Annotated in this window: 13 protein-coding genes; 7 read left to right on the top strand and 6 right to left on the bottom strand. The window is 39.1% G+C overall.

Translation table 11 applies throughout. The features are described 5' to 3' along the window. Window positions 1-45: 45 nt before the first annotated feature. Window positions 46-1041, top strand: a complete 996-nt coding sequence (locus FZF08_RS29025; protein ID WP_159477489.1) for a ribonucleoside-diphosphate reductase small subunit — start codon at window positions 46-48, stop codon at window positions 1039-1041. Between the two features lie 86 nt (window positions 1042-1127). Here the strand turns inward: FZF08_RS29025 and FZF08_RS29020 are convergent, their stop codons facing one another. Both FZF08_RS29020 and FZF08_RS29015 read right to left on the bottom strand, forming a co-directional pair. Continuing rightward, on the bottom strand, window positions 1128-2165 hold the full coding sequence (locus FZF08_RS29020) for a glycosyltransferase family 9 protein (protein ID WP_159477486.1): 1038 nt from the start codon (window positions 2163-2165) through the stop codon (window positions 1128-1130). A gap of 174 nt (window positions 2166-2339) precedes the next feature. Next, a complete protein-coding gene (locus FZF08_RS29015) occupies window positions 2340-2792 on the bottom strand; it encodes a regulatory protein RecX (protein ID WP_159477483.1) in 453 nt (150 codons plus the stop codon). 132 nt (window positions 2793-2924) lie between these two features. On the opposite strand from FZF08_RS29015, the gene FZF08_RS29010 reads away from it, so the two are divergent. Then, entirely contained in the window at window positions 2925-3740 is an 816-nt protein-coding gene (locus tag FZF08_RS29010) for a metallophosphoesterase (RefSeq protein ID WP_159477480.1), read from the top strand. 74 nt (window positions 3741-3814) lie between these two features. Here the strand turns inward: FZF08_RS29010 and tyrS are convergent, their stop codons facing one another. After that, window positions 3815-5116 carry a tyrosine--tRNA ligase gene (gene tyrS, locus FZF08_RS29005; protein WP_159477478.1) on the bottom strand — a complete coding sequence of 434 codons (1302 nt, stop codon included), beginning with the start codon at window positions 5114-5116 and terminating at the stop codon, window positions 3815-3817. Window positions 5117-5305: 189 nt separating this feature from the next. Here tyrS and FZF08_RS29000 point away from each other — a divergent pair, with 189 nt between their 5' ends. Both FZF08_RS29000 and FZF08_RS28995 read left to right on the top strand, forming a co-directional pair. Then, the gene (locus tag FZF08_RS29000; protein ID WP_159477475.1) at window positions 5306-7072 is read left to right on the top strand and encodes a discoidin domain-containing protein; all 1767 of its coding nucleotides are present in this window, start codon (window positions 5306-5308) and stop codon (window positions 7070-7072) included. A gap of 137 nt (window positions 7073-7209) precedes the next feature. Then, window positions 7210-8043 (top strand): BRO family protein, encoded by an 834-nt coding sequence (locus FZF08_RS28995; RefSeq protein WP_159477472.1) that lies wholly within the window; start codon window positions 7210-7212, stop codon window positions 8041-8043. Here the strand turns inward: FZF08_RS28995 and FZF08_RS28990 are convergent. The 3 genes from FZF08_RS28990 to FZF08_RS28980 form a co-directional block, all read right to left on the bottom strand. Further along, window positions 8040-8642, bottom strand: a complete 603-nt coding sequence (locus FZF08_RS28990) for a Uma2 family endonuclease (protein WP_159477469.1) — start codon at window positions 8640-8642, stop codon at window positions 8040-8042. The genes FZF08_RS28995 and FZF08_RS28990 overlap by 4 nt on opposite strands. A 69-nt stretch (window positions 8643-8711) precedes the next feature. Next, the gene (locus FZF08_RS28985; RefSeq protein ID WP_159477466.1) at window positions 8712-9941 is read right to left on the bottom strand and encodes an S-adenosylmethionine:tRNA ribosyltransferase-isomerase; all 1230 of its coding nucleotides are present in this window, start codon (window positions 9939-9941) and stop codon (window positions 8712-8714) included. A gap of 6 nt (window positions 9942-9947) precedes the next feature. Next, window positions 9948-10472, bottom strand: coding sequence for a hypothetical protein (locus FZF08_RS28980; protein ID WP_159477463.1), 525 nt, complete (start codon window positions 10470-10472; stop codon window positions 9948-9950). A gap of 244 nt (window positions 10473-10716) precedes the next feature. Here FZF08_RS28980 and FZF08_RS28975 point away from each other — a divergent pair, with 244 nt between their 5' ends. The 3 genes from FZF08_RS28975 to FZF08_RS28965 all read left to right on the top strand — a co-directional run bounded on the left by FZF08_RS28975 (window position 10717) and on the right by FZF08_RS28965 (window position 15141). Continuing rightward, the gene (locus tag FZF08_RS28975; RefSeq protein WP_159477460.1) at window positions 10717-11277 is read left to right on the top strand and encodes a cob(I)yrinic acid a,c-diamide adenosyltransferase; all 561 of its coding nucleotides are present in this window, start codon (window positions 10717-10719) and stop codon (window positions 11275-11277) included. Between the two features lie 103 nt (window positions 11278-11380). Then, entirely contained in the window at window positions 11381-12448 is a 1068-nt protein-coding gene (locus FZF08_RS28970) for a branched-chain amino acid aminotransferase (protein ID WP_159477457.1), read from the top strand. A gap of 857 nt (window positions 12449-13305) precedes the next feature. Next, complete coding sequence (locus tag FZF08_RS28965) at window positions 13306-15141, top strand: sodium:solute symporter family protein (RefSeq protein WP_159477454.1); 1836 nt, start codon at window positions 13306-13308, stop codon at window positions 15139-15141. The last annotated feature ends 44 nt before the right edge of the window (window positions 15142-15185 follow it).

The raw sequence follows: 15185 nt of genomic DNA, 5'->3' as shown, positions 1-15185 counted from the left end.
GTGCTACAATTGCTTATCTCTCTGTATAAATAATTTGAACTAACTATGTCACAAGAAGTTACAAAACAGGAACCCCTGTTGACAGAAGATCCGTTGCGCTTTGTGTTATTTCCTATCAAACACATGGATATCTGGGAAATGTACAAACGCCACGAAGCGTCGTTCTGGACTGCGGAAGAAATTGACTTGTCGCAGGATCAAAAAGACTGGGAAAACCTGAACGACGGCGAGCGCCATTTCATATCGCACATACTTGCATTTTTTGCAGCTTCGGATGGTATTGTTAATGAGAATCTGGCTGTCAACTTTCTTAGCGAAGTACAATATGCAGAAGCAAAATGTTTCTATGGTTTTCAGATAGCTATGGAAAATATCCATTCTGAGACTTACTCACTGCTTATTGATACTTATATCAAAGATCCGGCAGAAAAAGATCACTTGTTAAGAGCAATCGATACAGTTCCTTGCGTTCAGAAAAAAGCAGAATGGGCTTTAAAATGGATTAACAGCCCTGTATTTGCAGAAAGAATTATTGCCTTTGCTGCCGTGGAAGGCATCTTCTTTTCAGGATCTTTCTGCTCTATTTTCTGGTTAAAAAAGCGTGGATTAATGCCAGGCTTGTCGTTTTCCAATGAATTGATTTCAAGAGACGAAGGACTCCATTGTGAATTCGCCTGTCTGTTATATACGCAGCACATTGTGAACCAATTACCTCAGGAAAGAGTAATTGAAATTATGATGGACGCCGTTAAAATCGAACAGGAATTTGTCACTTCCGCCCTACCGGTTTCATTGATTGGCATGAATGCCGAATTGATGAACCAGTACATTGAATATATCGCTGATTTCTGGCTTGAAAGATTAGGTTGTCCAAAACAATTCGGATCTACCAATCCTTTTGATTTCATGGAATTGATCTCTTTGCCAGGAAAAACCAATTTCTTTGAAAAACGTGTAGGCGATTATCAAAAAGCGGGTGTCATGAGCGGTTTGCAGGACAAAGATTCTGCACATAAAATTTCTTTTGATTCCGATTTCTGATATGGATACCACCTTATAATTATCCTGAAATACTTTTCAGATAATTATAAGGTTTCCCTTTCACCGAAATTTCCTGATCGTAGCTGCTATGTCTTTTTCCACTTCCCTATCTCCGACGCAACTTCTACCGGAGTGATTTGTGTCATACATTCACATTTTGAAACATCATTCTCACACTTGTTACAAGCTGAATGACTCACTAAAAAAGTTGCTTTCGGGCCAATGGGTGCCCATCTTTTTGGGAAAAGAGGGCGCATAGGCGGATATAACCCAAGGGCATTATTACCCAACGCGGCTGAGATATGTAAAGGCCCGGTACTGGCTGCGATCAAACCATTGGAATAATATATAAAAGAAATAAATTCCCTCAGATTCATCATGCCAGTCATGTCCACTACATGCTCAGGTAGCTGAGCAAGCCAACCACGCATGGAAATGCCATCCGCCTTTGTTCCGGAAATGAAAATTTTATATTTATCTTTTGGTAAAAGGTGAATCAAATCAGCGAAATTTTCGAGGCCCCATTCTCTGGCACTTTTGTTGGATTTGGGATGTAAAATTATATTTAGTCTGTCTTTTTGCAAATAGGCGAGCAATCGCTTTGGCAAAGGTGAAATATTAGTCATCCTGAAATGACGAAAGACATCATTCAACGTTACAGGTTCGTCAATGTCCAGTCCTTTCAGCAACTTAATATTCAACTGAGCCTCGTGCAGATCAGATCCTTTGCGGCTCAGTTTGACCAGTTTATTACAGGTAACCCAATGAAACCATCGGTTTGTGGTACCAATTCTAATTGGAATTTTTGCATCCTGTGCCAGTTTTGCAATTTTTTTGTTTGGTAAAACATGGATAATTGCGTCATATTTTTCCTTTTTCAAAAATGCTACCTGATCATTATAATCCAGCTTGTTTATTAGATCAATATTGATAAACTTATCAATTACAGCACAGGTATGAATAACATCTTCGGTATAGGATTTACCCAAAAAATGTACTTCAGAAATATCTTTATGCTCTTTTAAAATATCACAGACAGGAATTGTCAGAATCACATCCCCGATTGCATCCGTTCGGCTGACAAGAATTTTAAGCTTTTTTTTCAACATTTCTTCAATTATCATTTGCCCCTGACAATAAGGGCATCTTTATTTTTTTCTTGAACTATTGAGTCGTTAATGAATTGAATATAGTAAAATTTACTGTTTTTGATGCAATTTTCTACATTATATTGTTAAAATATCATAAAATCAGTGACCAACTTTCACTATGAATTTTTCTGGCAGTGCTGTCTTATATTAAAGGTCTTCAATTGTTTTCCAAACCAGTTCACTTTCATAGCCTTTGCCCAAAGCAAAACGGGCCAGTTTTTGTCTGAGTTTAAATTTGTCCGTTTCTGTCCTTACCAAAAGTTCTCTTTTTTTGGTTAACAATTCTTTCAAACCTGTTTGATATGCCTGTTCAGGTATTTCATTCATTCCCTGTTGAATGCTGTATTCGGTAAGTCCCCGGCGATGAAGTTCCTGCTTAATTTTCATTTTCCCCCAGTTTTTCATCCTGAATTTTCCACCTGCATAGGTTTTGGCAAAACGTTCTTCACTCAGATAATTCAATGTGATTAACTCAGCAATGATCTCATCGGCCTCTTCTCCCCAGACTTCCCATTTTTGCAACCGCTTCCTTACCTCATCCTGAGTCCTTTCCTGATAGGCGCAATAGGAGGCTGCTTTTTGAAGAATGAGACGATCCATGCTGAAATTATAGTGATAAAGTTTATTTCCTAATGAGACGCAAGAATAAAGATAAAATATCAACAATGAATAACTATTTTTGATAAAACATCTGGAAAGATATCTGCCCCGCGCCGTAACCGATTAACTAATATGATTTTTGAAAGACGTACCTTTTTAAAGTTCTTCCCAGCAATTTCCGGGCTTCCGTTTTTGAATTTAACTGAAAATGAGCCAGGTGCAGCCAAATTGGCCTTACGATTTATTGTCGCTTCCGACGGGCATTATGGTCAGCCTGGTACGGATTTCAAAGCCAATCACAGCGATCTTATCGGATGGATCAATCAGGAAAAAGTGCAAAAAGGTGTAGATTTTACAATTATCAATGGAGATCTGATTCACGACGACCCGACGCTTTTATATGACGTTAAATCTACTTTTGAAAACCTGCGTGTGCCTTACTATGTAACACGCGGAAATCATGATAAAGTTGGTGTTGATGTTTGGCAAAGCACCTGGGGATATTCTACCAATCACAGTTTTGCAAAAGGAGAATATGCTTTTATTCTGGGTGATACTTCTAACGAAAAAGGAGAATATGTTTGTCCTGATATTCAATGGCTAAAATCTGAAATCAACAAATATTCCGCTGCCAAAGGAATTTATATATTCCTCCATATAACTCCCGAAAAATGGACTTCTGGTGGTGTTGACTGTAAAGAAGTAACAACTTTATTTGAAAAAACACCGAATGTAAAGGCTATTTTTCACGGCCATGATCACGATCAGGACAGCCAGAAAAATTTAGGTGGAAAGCCTTATTTCTTTGATGGACACTTCGGGGGAAATTGGGGAACGACGTATAAAGGATACAGAGTCGTAGAGATTTTCCAGGATGAAACCTGGCAGACTTATCAATATAATCCAACTGCGGCACCAATCTTAAACTCTTTTACAGGCAAAAAATAAATCGGGTTCTTTTATAAAAATAAAGGCGAAATGACTATAATAATTTCGCCTTTATTTCTATAAAACCTTATTGATTATATCACTTTAACCAAATGGTTTTTCTTCCCCTTTGACACAAGAATAAACCGATTTTGAAGTAATTGAAAATCAGCCAAAGGTTGTTCTGGCGATGATACCTTTACTTTGTTGATACTTACCGCATTTTGTTGTAACGCACGGCGCGCCTCTCCTTTGGACGGATATATTTCTGAATTAGTTGTTGTTGAAATCAGGTCAAGCAAATTTGGACAAGCATCCCAATCTTCACGTGTAATTTCTGTTTGCGGCACTCCATTGAAAATCGTATCAAACTCATCAATCGCAATAGTCTGAAGCATTTCCAAAGTCGCTTTTCCAAACAAAACGTCAGAAGCTTTTAACACCAGTTGGTAATCCCGTTCCGAATGAATACGCGTCGTCAATTCTGCTGCCAGCGCTTTTTGCATGATTCTCAAATGAGGTTCAAGCGCGTGACTGCTTTCCAAAGCTTCAATTTCTTCTTTTGATTTAAGAGAAAAAACACGCAAATATCTTGGAGAATCTTCATCGCTTTGGTTCAGCCAAAACTGGTAAAATTCAAAAGGTGAAGTTTTCTCAGCATCCAGCCAGATATTTCCACCTTCACTTTTTCCAAATTTCGAACCATCCGATTTTGTCACAAGAGGTGTTGTTAAAGCATAAGCTTTGAAATAACCTTCCTCGTCTCCTTCCTTACGGCGAATGATTTCAGTACCAGTCGTGATATTTCCCCACTGATCCGAACCGCCCATCTGAAGACGGACATTTTTATGTTTGTATAAATGATAGAAATCGTATCCCTGCAAAAGCTGGTATGAAAATTCAGTAAAAGAAATGCCGGTTTCCAAGCGTTTTTTTACCGAATCTTTTGACATCATATAGTTGACAGACAAATACTTACCAGCTTCGCGAAGAAATTGAAGAAATCCAATTTCCTTGAACCAATCGTAATTATTCACCATTTCGGCAGAGTTTTCACCGCAGTCAAAATCAAGGAATTGCTCCAGTTGTTTACGGATTCCTTCCTGATTGAAACGCAAAGTATCTTCATCCAAAAACGAACGTTCTGACGCCTTAAACGACGGATCTCCGATCATCCCCGTTGCTCCTCCCACCAGTGCAATAGGCTTATGACCCGCCTTTTGTAAATGAACAAGCAACATCACCGTTGCCAGATTACCGATATGCAGGGAAGCAGCCGTAGGGTCAAAACCGATATAACCGGTGGTCATTTCTTTCTTTAGTTGCTCATCCGTTCCTGGCATCATGTCCTGCAACATGCCGCGCCAGCGCAATTCTTCAATGAAATCGGTTCCCATTTTTATACTATTTCGCAATTTTTAAAATCAAGGTGCAAAGATAGATTGATTTTGGTAAAGGTCGCAGATTTGGGAAAGCTATCTGGTTTGCAGAGTGAAATTTAGAAATCAATTCTTTCGTTATTGTTGATTAAAGTATTTATTTTAGAATTATAAAAAGAAATCATTAAACTAATACTTGTCATCCACATGCTATCAAAATTAAATATTACACTTTTCTGCATTTCAATATTTTGTATTGTTTCCATTCCGGATTACGCCCAGCAGCCAACAACCTACTGCAATCCAATGGACATTGATTACAAATATAATTTTGAACAATTGAATGAAAAGATCTCCTATCGTTCCGGCGCAGATCCGGTTATTGTCAACCACAAATCGGACTATTTTCTTTTTGTTACGATTTCAGGGGGTTACTGGCATTCAAAAGATATGCTGAACTGGAAATATATTACGGCTAATCGCTGGCCTTTTGAAGATATGTGCGCTCCGGCAGCAGTTTCAGTGAACGACACTTTATTTTTATTTCAATCCACTTTTGAGTCTCGTCCAATCCTTTATTCCGTAGCTCCTGAAAAAGGTATCTGGGAATTTTATAATCGATGGACGCCTCGTTTGCCCAAAGATATTGGCCCGTGGGATCCGGCACTTTTTCATGATCCGGATACAAATCGTTGGTTTATGTATTGGGGTTCTTCCAATGTATATCCGATTTTTGGCGCGGAACTGGATCATTCAAAAAAACTGGCCTTTAAGGATCAGTATAAATCTATGTTTTGGCTAAATCAATATGAACATGGCTGGGAAAGATTTGGCCCCAACCATTCAGATCCGTTCAAACCTTTTACCGAAGGAGCCTGGATGACAAAACATAAAGGAAAGTATTATCTGCAATATGGTGCTCCCGGAACTGAATATAATGTCTACGCAAACGGCACTTATGTGGCTGATGATCCGCTTGGCCCCTTTACTTATGCTCCATATAATCCGGTTTCGTACAAGCCCGGAGGATTTGCAACCGGCGCGGGACATGGAAACACTTTTCAGGATAATTATGGCAATTACTGGAACACCGGCACCTCGTGGATCGGATTAAATTGGGCGATGGAGAGACGCATTGTGATGCATCCGGCTGGTTTTGATAAAGACGGACAAATGTTCGCCAACACACGTTTTGGTGATTTCCCACATAAAATGACCAGCAAAAAATGGAGTGGAAAAGGGGATGAATTATTTGCTGGCTGGATGCTTTTGTCATACAAAAAACCGGTTACGGCATCATCCACTTTGGATACGATGTCGGCCAGTAAAATCACAGACGAAAATCCACGTACTTTTTGGGCTGCCAAACAAAATAAACCAGGCGAAACCTTAACTATTGATCTTCAAAAAGAACAGGAGGTTAAGGCGATCCAGGTAAATTATACGGACTACAAATCTGATATTTTTGATAACAAGCCGGAACAGGTTTACACACAATTTAAAATACTGGTTTCTGTTGATGGGAAAAAATGGGAGGTTGTCAGTGACCTTGCCAAAGAACCAAAACGTGATCGTCCATGCGCTTATATTGAATTGGCCAAGCCAGTGAAAGCGCGTTATGTCCGGTATGAACATATTCATGTCGCTTCGCCAATTTTAGCTGTTAGTGAGTTCAGGATCTTTGGAAATGGCTTTGGGAAAGCTCCAGAGACATCAAAGAAGTTTACAGCCGTGCGACAGAAAGATCAGCGAAATGTAGATTTAACCTGGGAAAAAGTACCAGGCGCAGTTGGATATAATGTACTTTGGGGAATTGCTGCTGACAAATTATATCAAACCTACCAGTTCTGGAATGACGAGCCTAATACCTTTGAACTCCGGGCTCTGAACGTTGGCGTGCCCTACTATTTTGCTATTGAATCTTTTGACGAAAATGGAGTTTCGGTGATTAGCGAGGTCGTTAATATTAAGTAATTTTTCACATTTTATTCAAAGTTTGCTTATATCAACCTGTACCGCGGAGGTGCAAAAGCTAAATTGTATATTTGATTTATTAAACCTGAGCAATTTTCAGTCGGGCTTTTAAAATCAAATTCATCAGCACTATCGATATGAGTAATATTAAATTATTTGAAGAAAAGAAGGTTCGCAGCCATTGGGATGCAGAGAAAGAAGTTTGGTATTTCTCTGTTATCGATGTTATTCAAATATTAACGGACAGTAGTATTCCAAAAAGGTATTGGAGCGACCTTAAAAAGAAATTGTCAATGGAAGGAAGTGAAGCGTACGAGAAAATCGTACGGTTGAAATTGCTTGCAGATGACGGAAAGAAAAGAGAAACAGATACCGCTGATACTGAAACGCTCCTACGTATAATTCAATCAGTCCCATCCCCCAAAGCCGAACCCTTTAAGCAATGGCTTGCAAAAGTTGGTTACGAGCGTATGCAGGAAATTGCGAATCCTGAACAAAGTCTTGATCGCGCCAGAGAAAACTGGCAAAAACTGGGGCGCAGTGAAAAATGGATTCAGCAAAGAATGACAGGCCAGGAAACCAGGAATAAATTAACGGATTACTGGAAAGATAGCGGTGTTGAGAAAAAAGATGAATTTGCTTTGTTAACCAATATTATTCACGAAGAATGGACCGGATTAACAGTCAAAAAACATAAAGATCTGAAAGGTCTGAAAACCCAGAATCTTCGCGATCATATGAGTGAGGCAGAGCTTATTTTCACCGCTCTTGCTGAACTATCAACAAGACAAATTGCAGAAAGTGAAGAAGCACAAGGCTTAAATGAAAATGCAAAAGCAAGCAAAAAAGGTGGTGCAGTGGCTAAAAATGCAAGAAAAGAACTGGAAGGGCAAACAGGAAAAAGTGTTGTAACAGGCGAGAATTTTTTACCACCTGCTGTTGATATGAAGGAGATTTCTTCGAATGATTAAATCTCAAACTCGGGTTTCTCTTCTTCCAGAAACACAATTCCTTCATAAACAGCTGAAACCGGCATTGTAAAATCTAAAAGACTAAAAGAAATAATGTCGTCAGCTTTATCAAAAGATTGATAAGTCCAGACACCTTGCTGGGCCGTTCTTGTGAAAAGCTCAACATAACATTCATACTGTGCAACAAGCATGTAGTATTGAAGGGAAGCTATGTCCTGATACTTTTTCAATTTGAAACCCCGATCGTAATTAGCGGAAGATTTTGATAAAACTTCAACTAAAACGCTTGGATGTTTTACAATATAAGTGCCATTGATATCTTCCGGAGCACAAGTAACAATTACGTCGGGATAAGGATAATAGAAATTTTCTATGGCTTCAACCTTAATATTTTCAGCAAAAACATCACATCCTTTTGGCAAGAAAATTGTTTCTAAAAATCCCCGAATCCTACCAACAATCCTATTATGATTCATTGTGGTGCCAGCCATAGCAAAGACTTCTCCGTCATAAAATTCATGACGTATTTCACTTTTTTCTTCCATTTTCAGGAATTGCGTGACGGTATATTTCTTTTCTAAAACTTGTGCTTGTCCCATGCTTCGCTTCAACAAATGATAAAACAAATTACATTAAATCGAGCCAATTACAAAATTTGAAATCAAACCTCACCTCCGCCATAACAAAGAACTATCCCCATAACTCAAAAACCGATATCCATTATCCATCGCTTCTTTATAAATCCGCTTCCAATCCTCTCCTACCAAAGCGGCCACTAATAAAATTAAAGTTGAGCCAGGCTGATGATAGTTTGTAATCAACCCTTTACATAACCGAAACACATATCCCGGAAAAATAAATATCTCTGTTTCACCAACAATTTCATCAAGATTCTGCGCATCCATATAATCCGCAATCGCTTTTAGTGATTCGTAAGCTGAGGGAAGTTCGTCAGGAGAAAACGGATAGGGATATAGTTTTTCAATATTAAAAACGGTCGTTTCAGAGCGAAACAGCTTCACACCGTACCAATACAAACTTTCAAGCGATCGAAGTGATGTAGTACCAACCGGGACGATCGATTCCGTATTTTTAAGCAATTCATCAATCAAATGGCGGGAATATACTACCTGTTCCGCGTGCATTTTATGCTCAGTAACCGAGTTTGCCTTGATAGGTTGAAACGTTCCGGCGCCCACATGCAAGGTGAGAAATGAGCGACGAATTCCCTTTTCAGTTAACGCTTTGAAAACATTTTCTGTAAAATGAAGCCCGGCGGTTGGTGCCGCAACGGCTCCGTTCTGCCTTGCATATACGGTTTGATAAGTCTGTTTATCATCTTCTTCCGTATCGCGTTTCAGATATGGTGGCAAAGGAATTTCACCTAATGCCTGCACGATATCCAGAAATTCAATATCCTGATCCCACCATAGTTTAATATGATTTTTTTCGTAATCAGCATAAGCGACTTTAAGATTAACAGATAATCCGTTAACAAGTAAATTAGTAGAAAGCGTATCCGTTAATTTAAATCGCTTTTTATTGCCGATCATGCATTCCCAGACACACGAATCACGCACGAGCATAGCATCGTTAATAATTCTCGTTGGTAATTCGGGATGTAATAATAGGATTTCAATCGTCGCGCCTGTTTCCTTTTGAAAGTAAGCGCGTGCAGGAATTACTTTGGTATCATTAAAAACCAGAAGCGTGTTTTCAGGCAGATTCTCAACTAAATCAGTAAATTTCCGATGCTGAATATCGCCCTGATTATAAACCAGAAGTTTGGAACTATCACGCGGATTCAAAGGATAACGCGCAATACGCTCATCTGGCAAATCATAATCAAATGATTCTATCCGAAGAGATTCAGCTCTTTCCAACCAATTGTTTTCCATCTGATATTAGTAGGTATCTTCTTCCTCCGGCGTTGGTGTTTTGAAAAAACGTAGAGGAAAAAGGAAAATCAGCAACAAAAGCACAAAGCCCAAATAAGAAACCCAGGCAAAGTCAAAAACGCTCACTTTATACTGATTACTGTTAATGGTTGCTAATCCTAAAAGGCTAAATGCGATAACGGTATTAATTCCGGATACGATACAAAATAACCAGTTAATCAAATGTTCGTTCAATTGGTCCCGATATTGAGGCTGTGCCCATATTTTTCTATTCGGAATAGGAAAATGCGAAGCTTCAATTTTTGGAATTTGTTTTGCAAATGCAGTAATGATCACATTATTAAGGATGAAAAATCCCATAATGATGTAAAACAAATGCTCTTTATTGACATAGATTTCCGCTAGACCCGACGCTGCAAAATCCACGGCAACCTGTTCAGGAAAAACAGAATAGGTCCACATTAACGAGACAATAACAAACAGCATTGATAACCAACGCCAGACTTTTATACTAAATGTTCCAATTTTCATGAAATAACAATCCTCCTTATCTTTTCTATTTTCGCCATAAATTTGGGTGCAAAATTAGGTTGGAGACTTTCGAAAACCTAATCACTGTGTGAGTATATGAATTTATTAATCTTACTGCATCAATATTTCATACTACATTCAATCCAAAAGCCGCAGAGCGGTGTAATATTTGTAGCATATTTTGCAAATCCGACAAACTGAAAGGTGCAGCGCACCGAAATAATTTATAACCATTAACCTCATTATGAAAATATATACCAAAACCGGCGACAAAGGCACCACTTCTCTGATCGGCGGCACCAGACTAAGCAAGGCCCACATTCGCATTGAAGCTTATGGAACGGTCGACGAACTAAACAGCTACATTGGTTTGCTGCGTGATCAGCCTGTCAATGAAAATCGTCGTGATTTATTAAAAGAAATCCAGGACAGATTGTTTACGATCGGTTCCCATTTAGCGTCAGAACCTGATCAAACCAAGAAAATCCTGCCCGATTTATCAGAAGATGATATTAAACTTCTTGAAAACGAAATGGATAAAATTGATGCTTTCGTTCCGGCGTTGAGAGCTTTTGTGCTTCCGGGCGGTCATCAATCTGTATCATTCGGTCATGTGGCCCGTACCGTTTGCCGTCGCGCTGAGCGTGGTGTTATCCATTTACAGACACAAGAAGAAGTGGAAGACAGTGTTGTAAAATACCTTAACCGCCTCTCCGACTACCTTTTTATGCTATGCAGAGCAATGACTTTTGAGCTCAGTATTGAGGAAGTTACATGGAAACCGAGAGTTGGGCCAAAAAATTAATTGTTATACTAAATATCCTCCTTTTGTTAGTATAATTTCATTAAATTGCAAGACTAATAAAAAACCAAGAAACTACTTAATTTTCAGCATAAATTTAGGGCTTATGACTGCCGACACATTGCAAATAGAGATTCAGCAAACGAATAATTCACGTTTGCAAGAGGTTGATTTTAATAACCTTGTTTTTGGCCGGAACATCGCCGACCATATGTTCGTTGCCGAATACCGTGATGGCCAGTGGCAAAATTCCCGGATCGTCCCTTACGGCGATCTTTCACTTAGCCCTGCAACCGCCGCTTTACATTATGGTCAGGCAATTTTTGAAGGTATGAAAGCCTACAAAAGTGAAGAAGGAGATACACTTCTTTTCCGTGCGATTGATAACTGGAAACGTTTCAATAAATCTGCGGAACGTCTGTGCATGCCATCAATTCCTGAGGAAGTATTTATGGGTGGCTTAACAGAACTTTTGCGACTGGATGCTGCATGGGTTCCTTCCCAGGAAGGCTGCTCCTTGTATATTCGCCCCTACATGTTTGCGACTGACGCCTATGTCGGCGTAAAACCATCTGATACCTATACCTTTATCATCTTTACTTCCCCGGTAGGAACATATTATGCGAAACCTCCGCGTGTTAAAGTTGAAACACATTTTATCCGCGCTGCCGAAGGTGGTGTTGGCGGAACAAAATGTGCTGGTAATTATGCAGGTTCACTTTATCCTGCCAAACTAGCACAGGAAGAAGGTTACGACCAGTTGATCTGGACGGATGCCCGTGAGCATGCTTATATCGAAGAATCCGGAACGATGAACGTGATGTTTGTCATGGACGGAAAATTGGTAACGCCTTTTGTTTCTGATACAACACTTGACGGAATCACCCGTAAAAGTATCGTAGCTATCGCTCACCACTGGGGAATACCGGTTGAAGAACGCAGAATTTCTGTAAAGGAAATAATTGAAGCTTTAAAAGAAAATCGTCTTGAATCAGCATTTGGTGCCGGAACTGCCGTTGTGGTTTCTCCTTTTGCGACAATCGCTTACGAAGGTGTTGATTACGCACTTCCCGAGTTGAAAGAAGATTCATTTGTAAACAAAGTGAAAGATTATCTTACTGAAATCCGTACAGGAAAAACAGAAGACATATTTGGCTGGACTTTGAAAGTCTGATCAAGACATAAATCTGGTAAAATAGGCGGCAGCGATGTCGCCCATTTTTTTGTCTCAATCAAAAAAAAATTCATTTATTGTTATGAGTTGTCAATTGTTGTCAAGCTTCGTACAATCATTGAGAAGCCTTGATATTAAATGATGATACCCAAACACTTCATTAAATCTAAAAACTAGCGCAAGCAGAAAACCCATCCTGTCCAGCTAGTAAGATGTATGCATTTTTTACCCAATTTATGAAACCTTGCCCCTGATCTGCTTCGTAGAAAATGTGCCTTTGATCCGGCTTCACCCCTTCTTTTGAACGAAGTTTAAACACGGGGACTGCAACAAAATCCTGGTTATTGATCGTATTGTGTTTAATAGATGTGCTTATAGGGCGCCCTGTTTATAAAAACTTACTTTCGTAATAATATAAATACCCATAAGAATTCCTGTAAACAGGATACTCCCACGGATTGAAATTCTTTAATTTTTGAAATGAATTAAAAATCCTCAATAAATTTAATACTTAAAAGAATAAAAGCGTTTTACCTCCATCCTAATAACATAAGTTAACTTCGCAGTTCCTAAATTACACCAAAAGATTAATTAAAACGCCTTGATAAAATCTGCACCTCCAATTTTTTTATCCTTGGGAATTTCCCTGCGTGCTACCGGATTTTCAGTCGCACAAATACATAAAATTGCTTTTCTTAAGCCAACTTCTGAAAATTCAGGTTTAAGCTATGCGCTGGTTAGCATAAAAAATTACAGCAATCGGGGGCCTATTCTATTGGAGCAAAATATCGCCAGTGAAAATTTGTATGGTAAACCGGTCGGGAAATAACCAGCGCTTTTTTTTAAACCTTTCATAAATGAAAATTCAACTGGTCGATTTCCTGGTTATTATAACCTATCTGGTGTTGGTAACCGTTATAGGAATTGTGCTCAAAAAACAGGCAGAAAGGAGCAAAAACGATTATCTGTTAGGTGGAAAATCAATGCCTTACTGGATGCTCGGAGTTTCCAATGCGTCTGGCATGTTTGATATTTCCGGCACAGCCTGGATGGTCGCGATCATGTTTGTTTATGGGGTTAAAAGTATATGGCTTCCCTGGCTATGGCCTGTTTTCAACCAGATTTTCATGATGGTTTATTTATCCATCTGGCTACGCAGATCCAATGTTTCTACCGGTGCAGAATGGATGTTGACTCGCTTTGGCAATAAAGCTGATGCGCAGCTTTCTCATAAAATAATTATTGCCTTTGCTTTATTAAGCTGCCTCGGTTTTATGGCTTATGGATTCATAGGTTTGGGAAAATTTATACAGATTTTTATTCCATGGCCTCTCGTTCAGCCTTATGTTCCTATCAGGCTGGCACCCGAATATGTAGCACATACTTATGGCATTATCTTTACTTTATTCACCGTTTTTTATTCTCTTTTAGGTGGAATGAAAAGTATTGTATGGGCGGATTTGATTCATTATGTGATCATGGTTTTTGTATCTTTCGCTATTGCCATTATTGCAATGAATGCCTTAGCCGTACATGGAAGCCTGCCTGTTCCCGCTGGCTGGACTGATCTTTTTTTTGGAAAAGATTTAAATCTTGACTGGACTGGCTATATCAACGAAGTAAATGATAAAATTTCGGCAGACGGTTTTTCACCTTTTGGTTATTTCTTTGCTTTAATGACTGCCAAAGGAATTCTTTCAAGTCTGGCCGGACCGGCGCCAAATTATGATATGCAGAAAATCCTTTCCACAAAATCACCCCGGGAAGCTGCGCTGATGAGTATGATCGTGAACGTGGTTTTATTGCCAACACGTTATTTGTTTATTATCGGGATTGCAATTTTAGGTTTACTTTATTACAAAGACATTAATATAATCTCACCAAACGGGCCGGATTTTGAACGCATTTTACCCGCTGTCCTAAATGCTTATATTCCTTCCGGACTTCTGGGTTTGGTTTTAGTGGGTTTAATGGGTGCATTTATGGGAACTTTTGCCGGAACTTTCAACGCTGCACAGGCCTACTTAGTGAATGATATTTACCTGAAATCTTTTAACCCAAATGCTGACAGCAAGCAAATCACCAAAATGAATTACCTGACAGGGATCGTGGTTGTTGCTATAAGTATTTCCCTGGGATTTTTTGTCAGAGACGTCAATAGTATTTTACAATGGATCGTGTCTGCACTTTATGGAGGATACATTGCGGCTAATGTTTTAAAATGGCATTGGTGGAGATTTAATAGTAACGGTTTTTTTTGGGGAATGCTTGCTGGTATTCTCTCGGCTATGCTCTTGCCTTATATTTTTACAGATACCTTGCCGCTGTATTATTTCCCAATTATTCTGATTTTATCAGTTCTGGGCTCAGTTGGCGGCTCATTCATGAAACCAGCTACCGATATCGAAATTTTGAAAAAGTTTTACAAAACCGTTAAACCATGGGGTTTCTGGGGGCCTGTTCATGATGAAGTGATGAAGGAAGATCCAACTTTTAGCGCAAATAAAAATTTCCAAATGGATATGTTCAACGTTATCGTTGGCATTATCGGACAAACTTCCATAACCGCCCTACCCGTTTTTGCGGTTTTAATGATGCCTAAGCAAACCGGAATTACTGCGGCAGTACTTGCGCTTTGTGTTGTTATACTTTGGAAAACCTGGTATGACAAACTCCCGACCACCAATGATTAAAAACAAACTTTCTGTAAATCAATAAAAACCTGACTCTTGCGGGT

This window comes from Dyadobacter sp. 3J3 (assembly GCF_009801115.1).
Classification (GTDB): domain Bacteria; phylum Bacteroidota; class Bacteroidia; order Cytophagales; family Spirosomataceae; genus Dyadobacter.
Note: the sequence above shows the minus strand (reverse complement) of the source record. Positions and strands in the feature narration are given on the sequence as shown.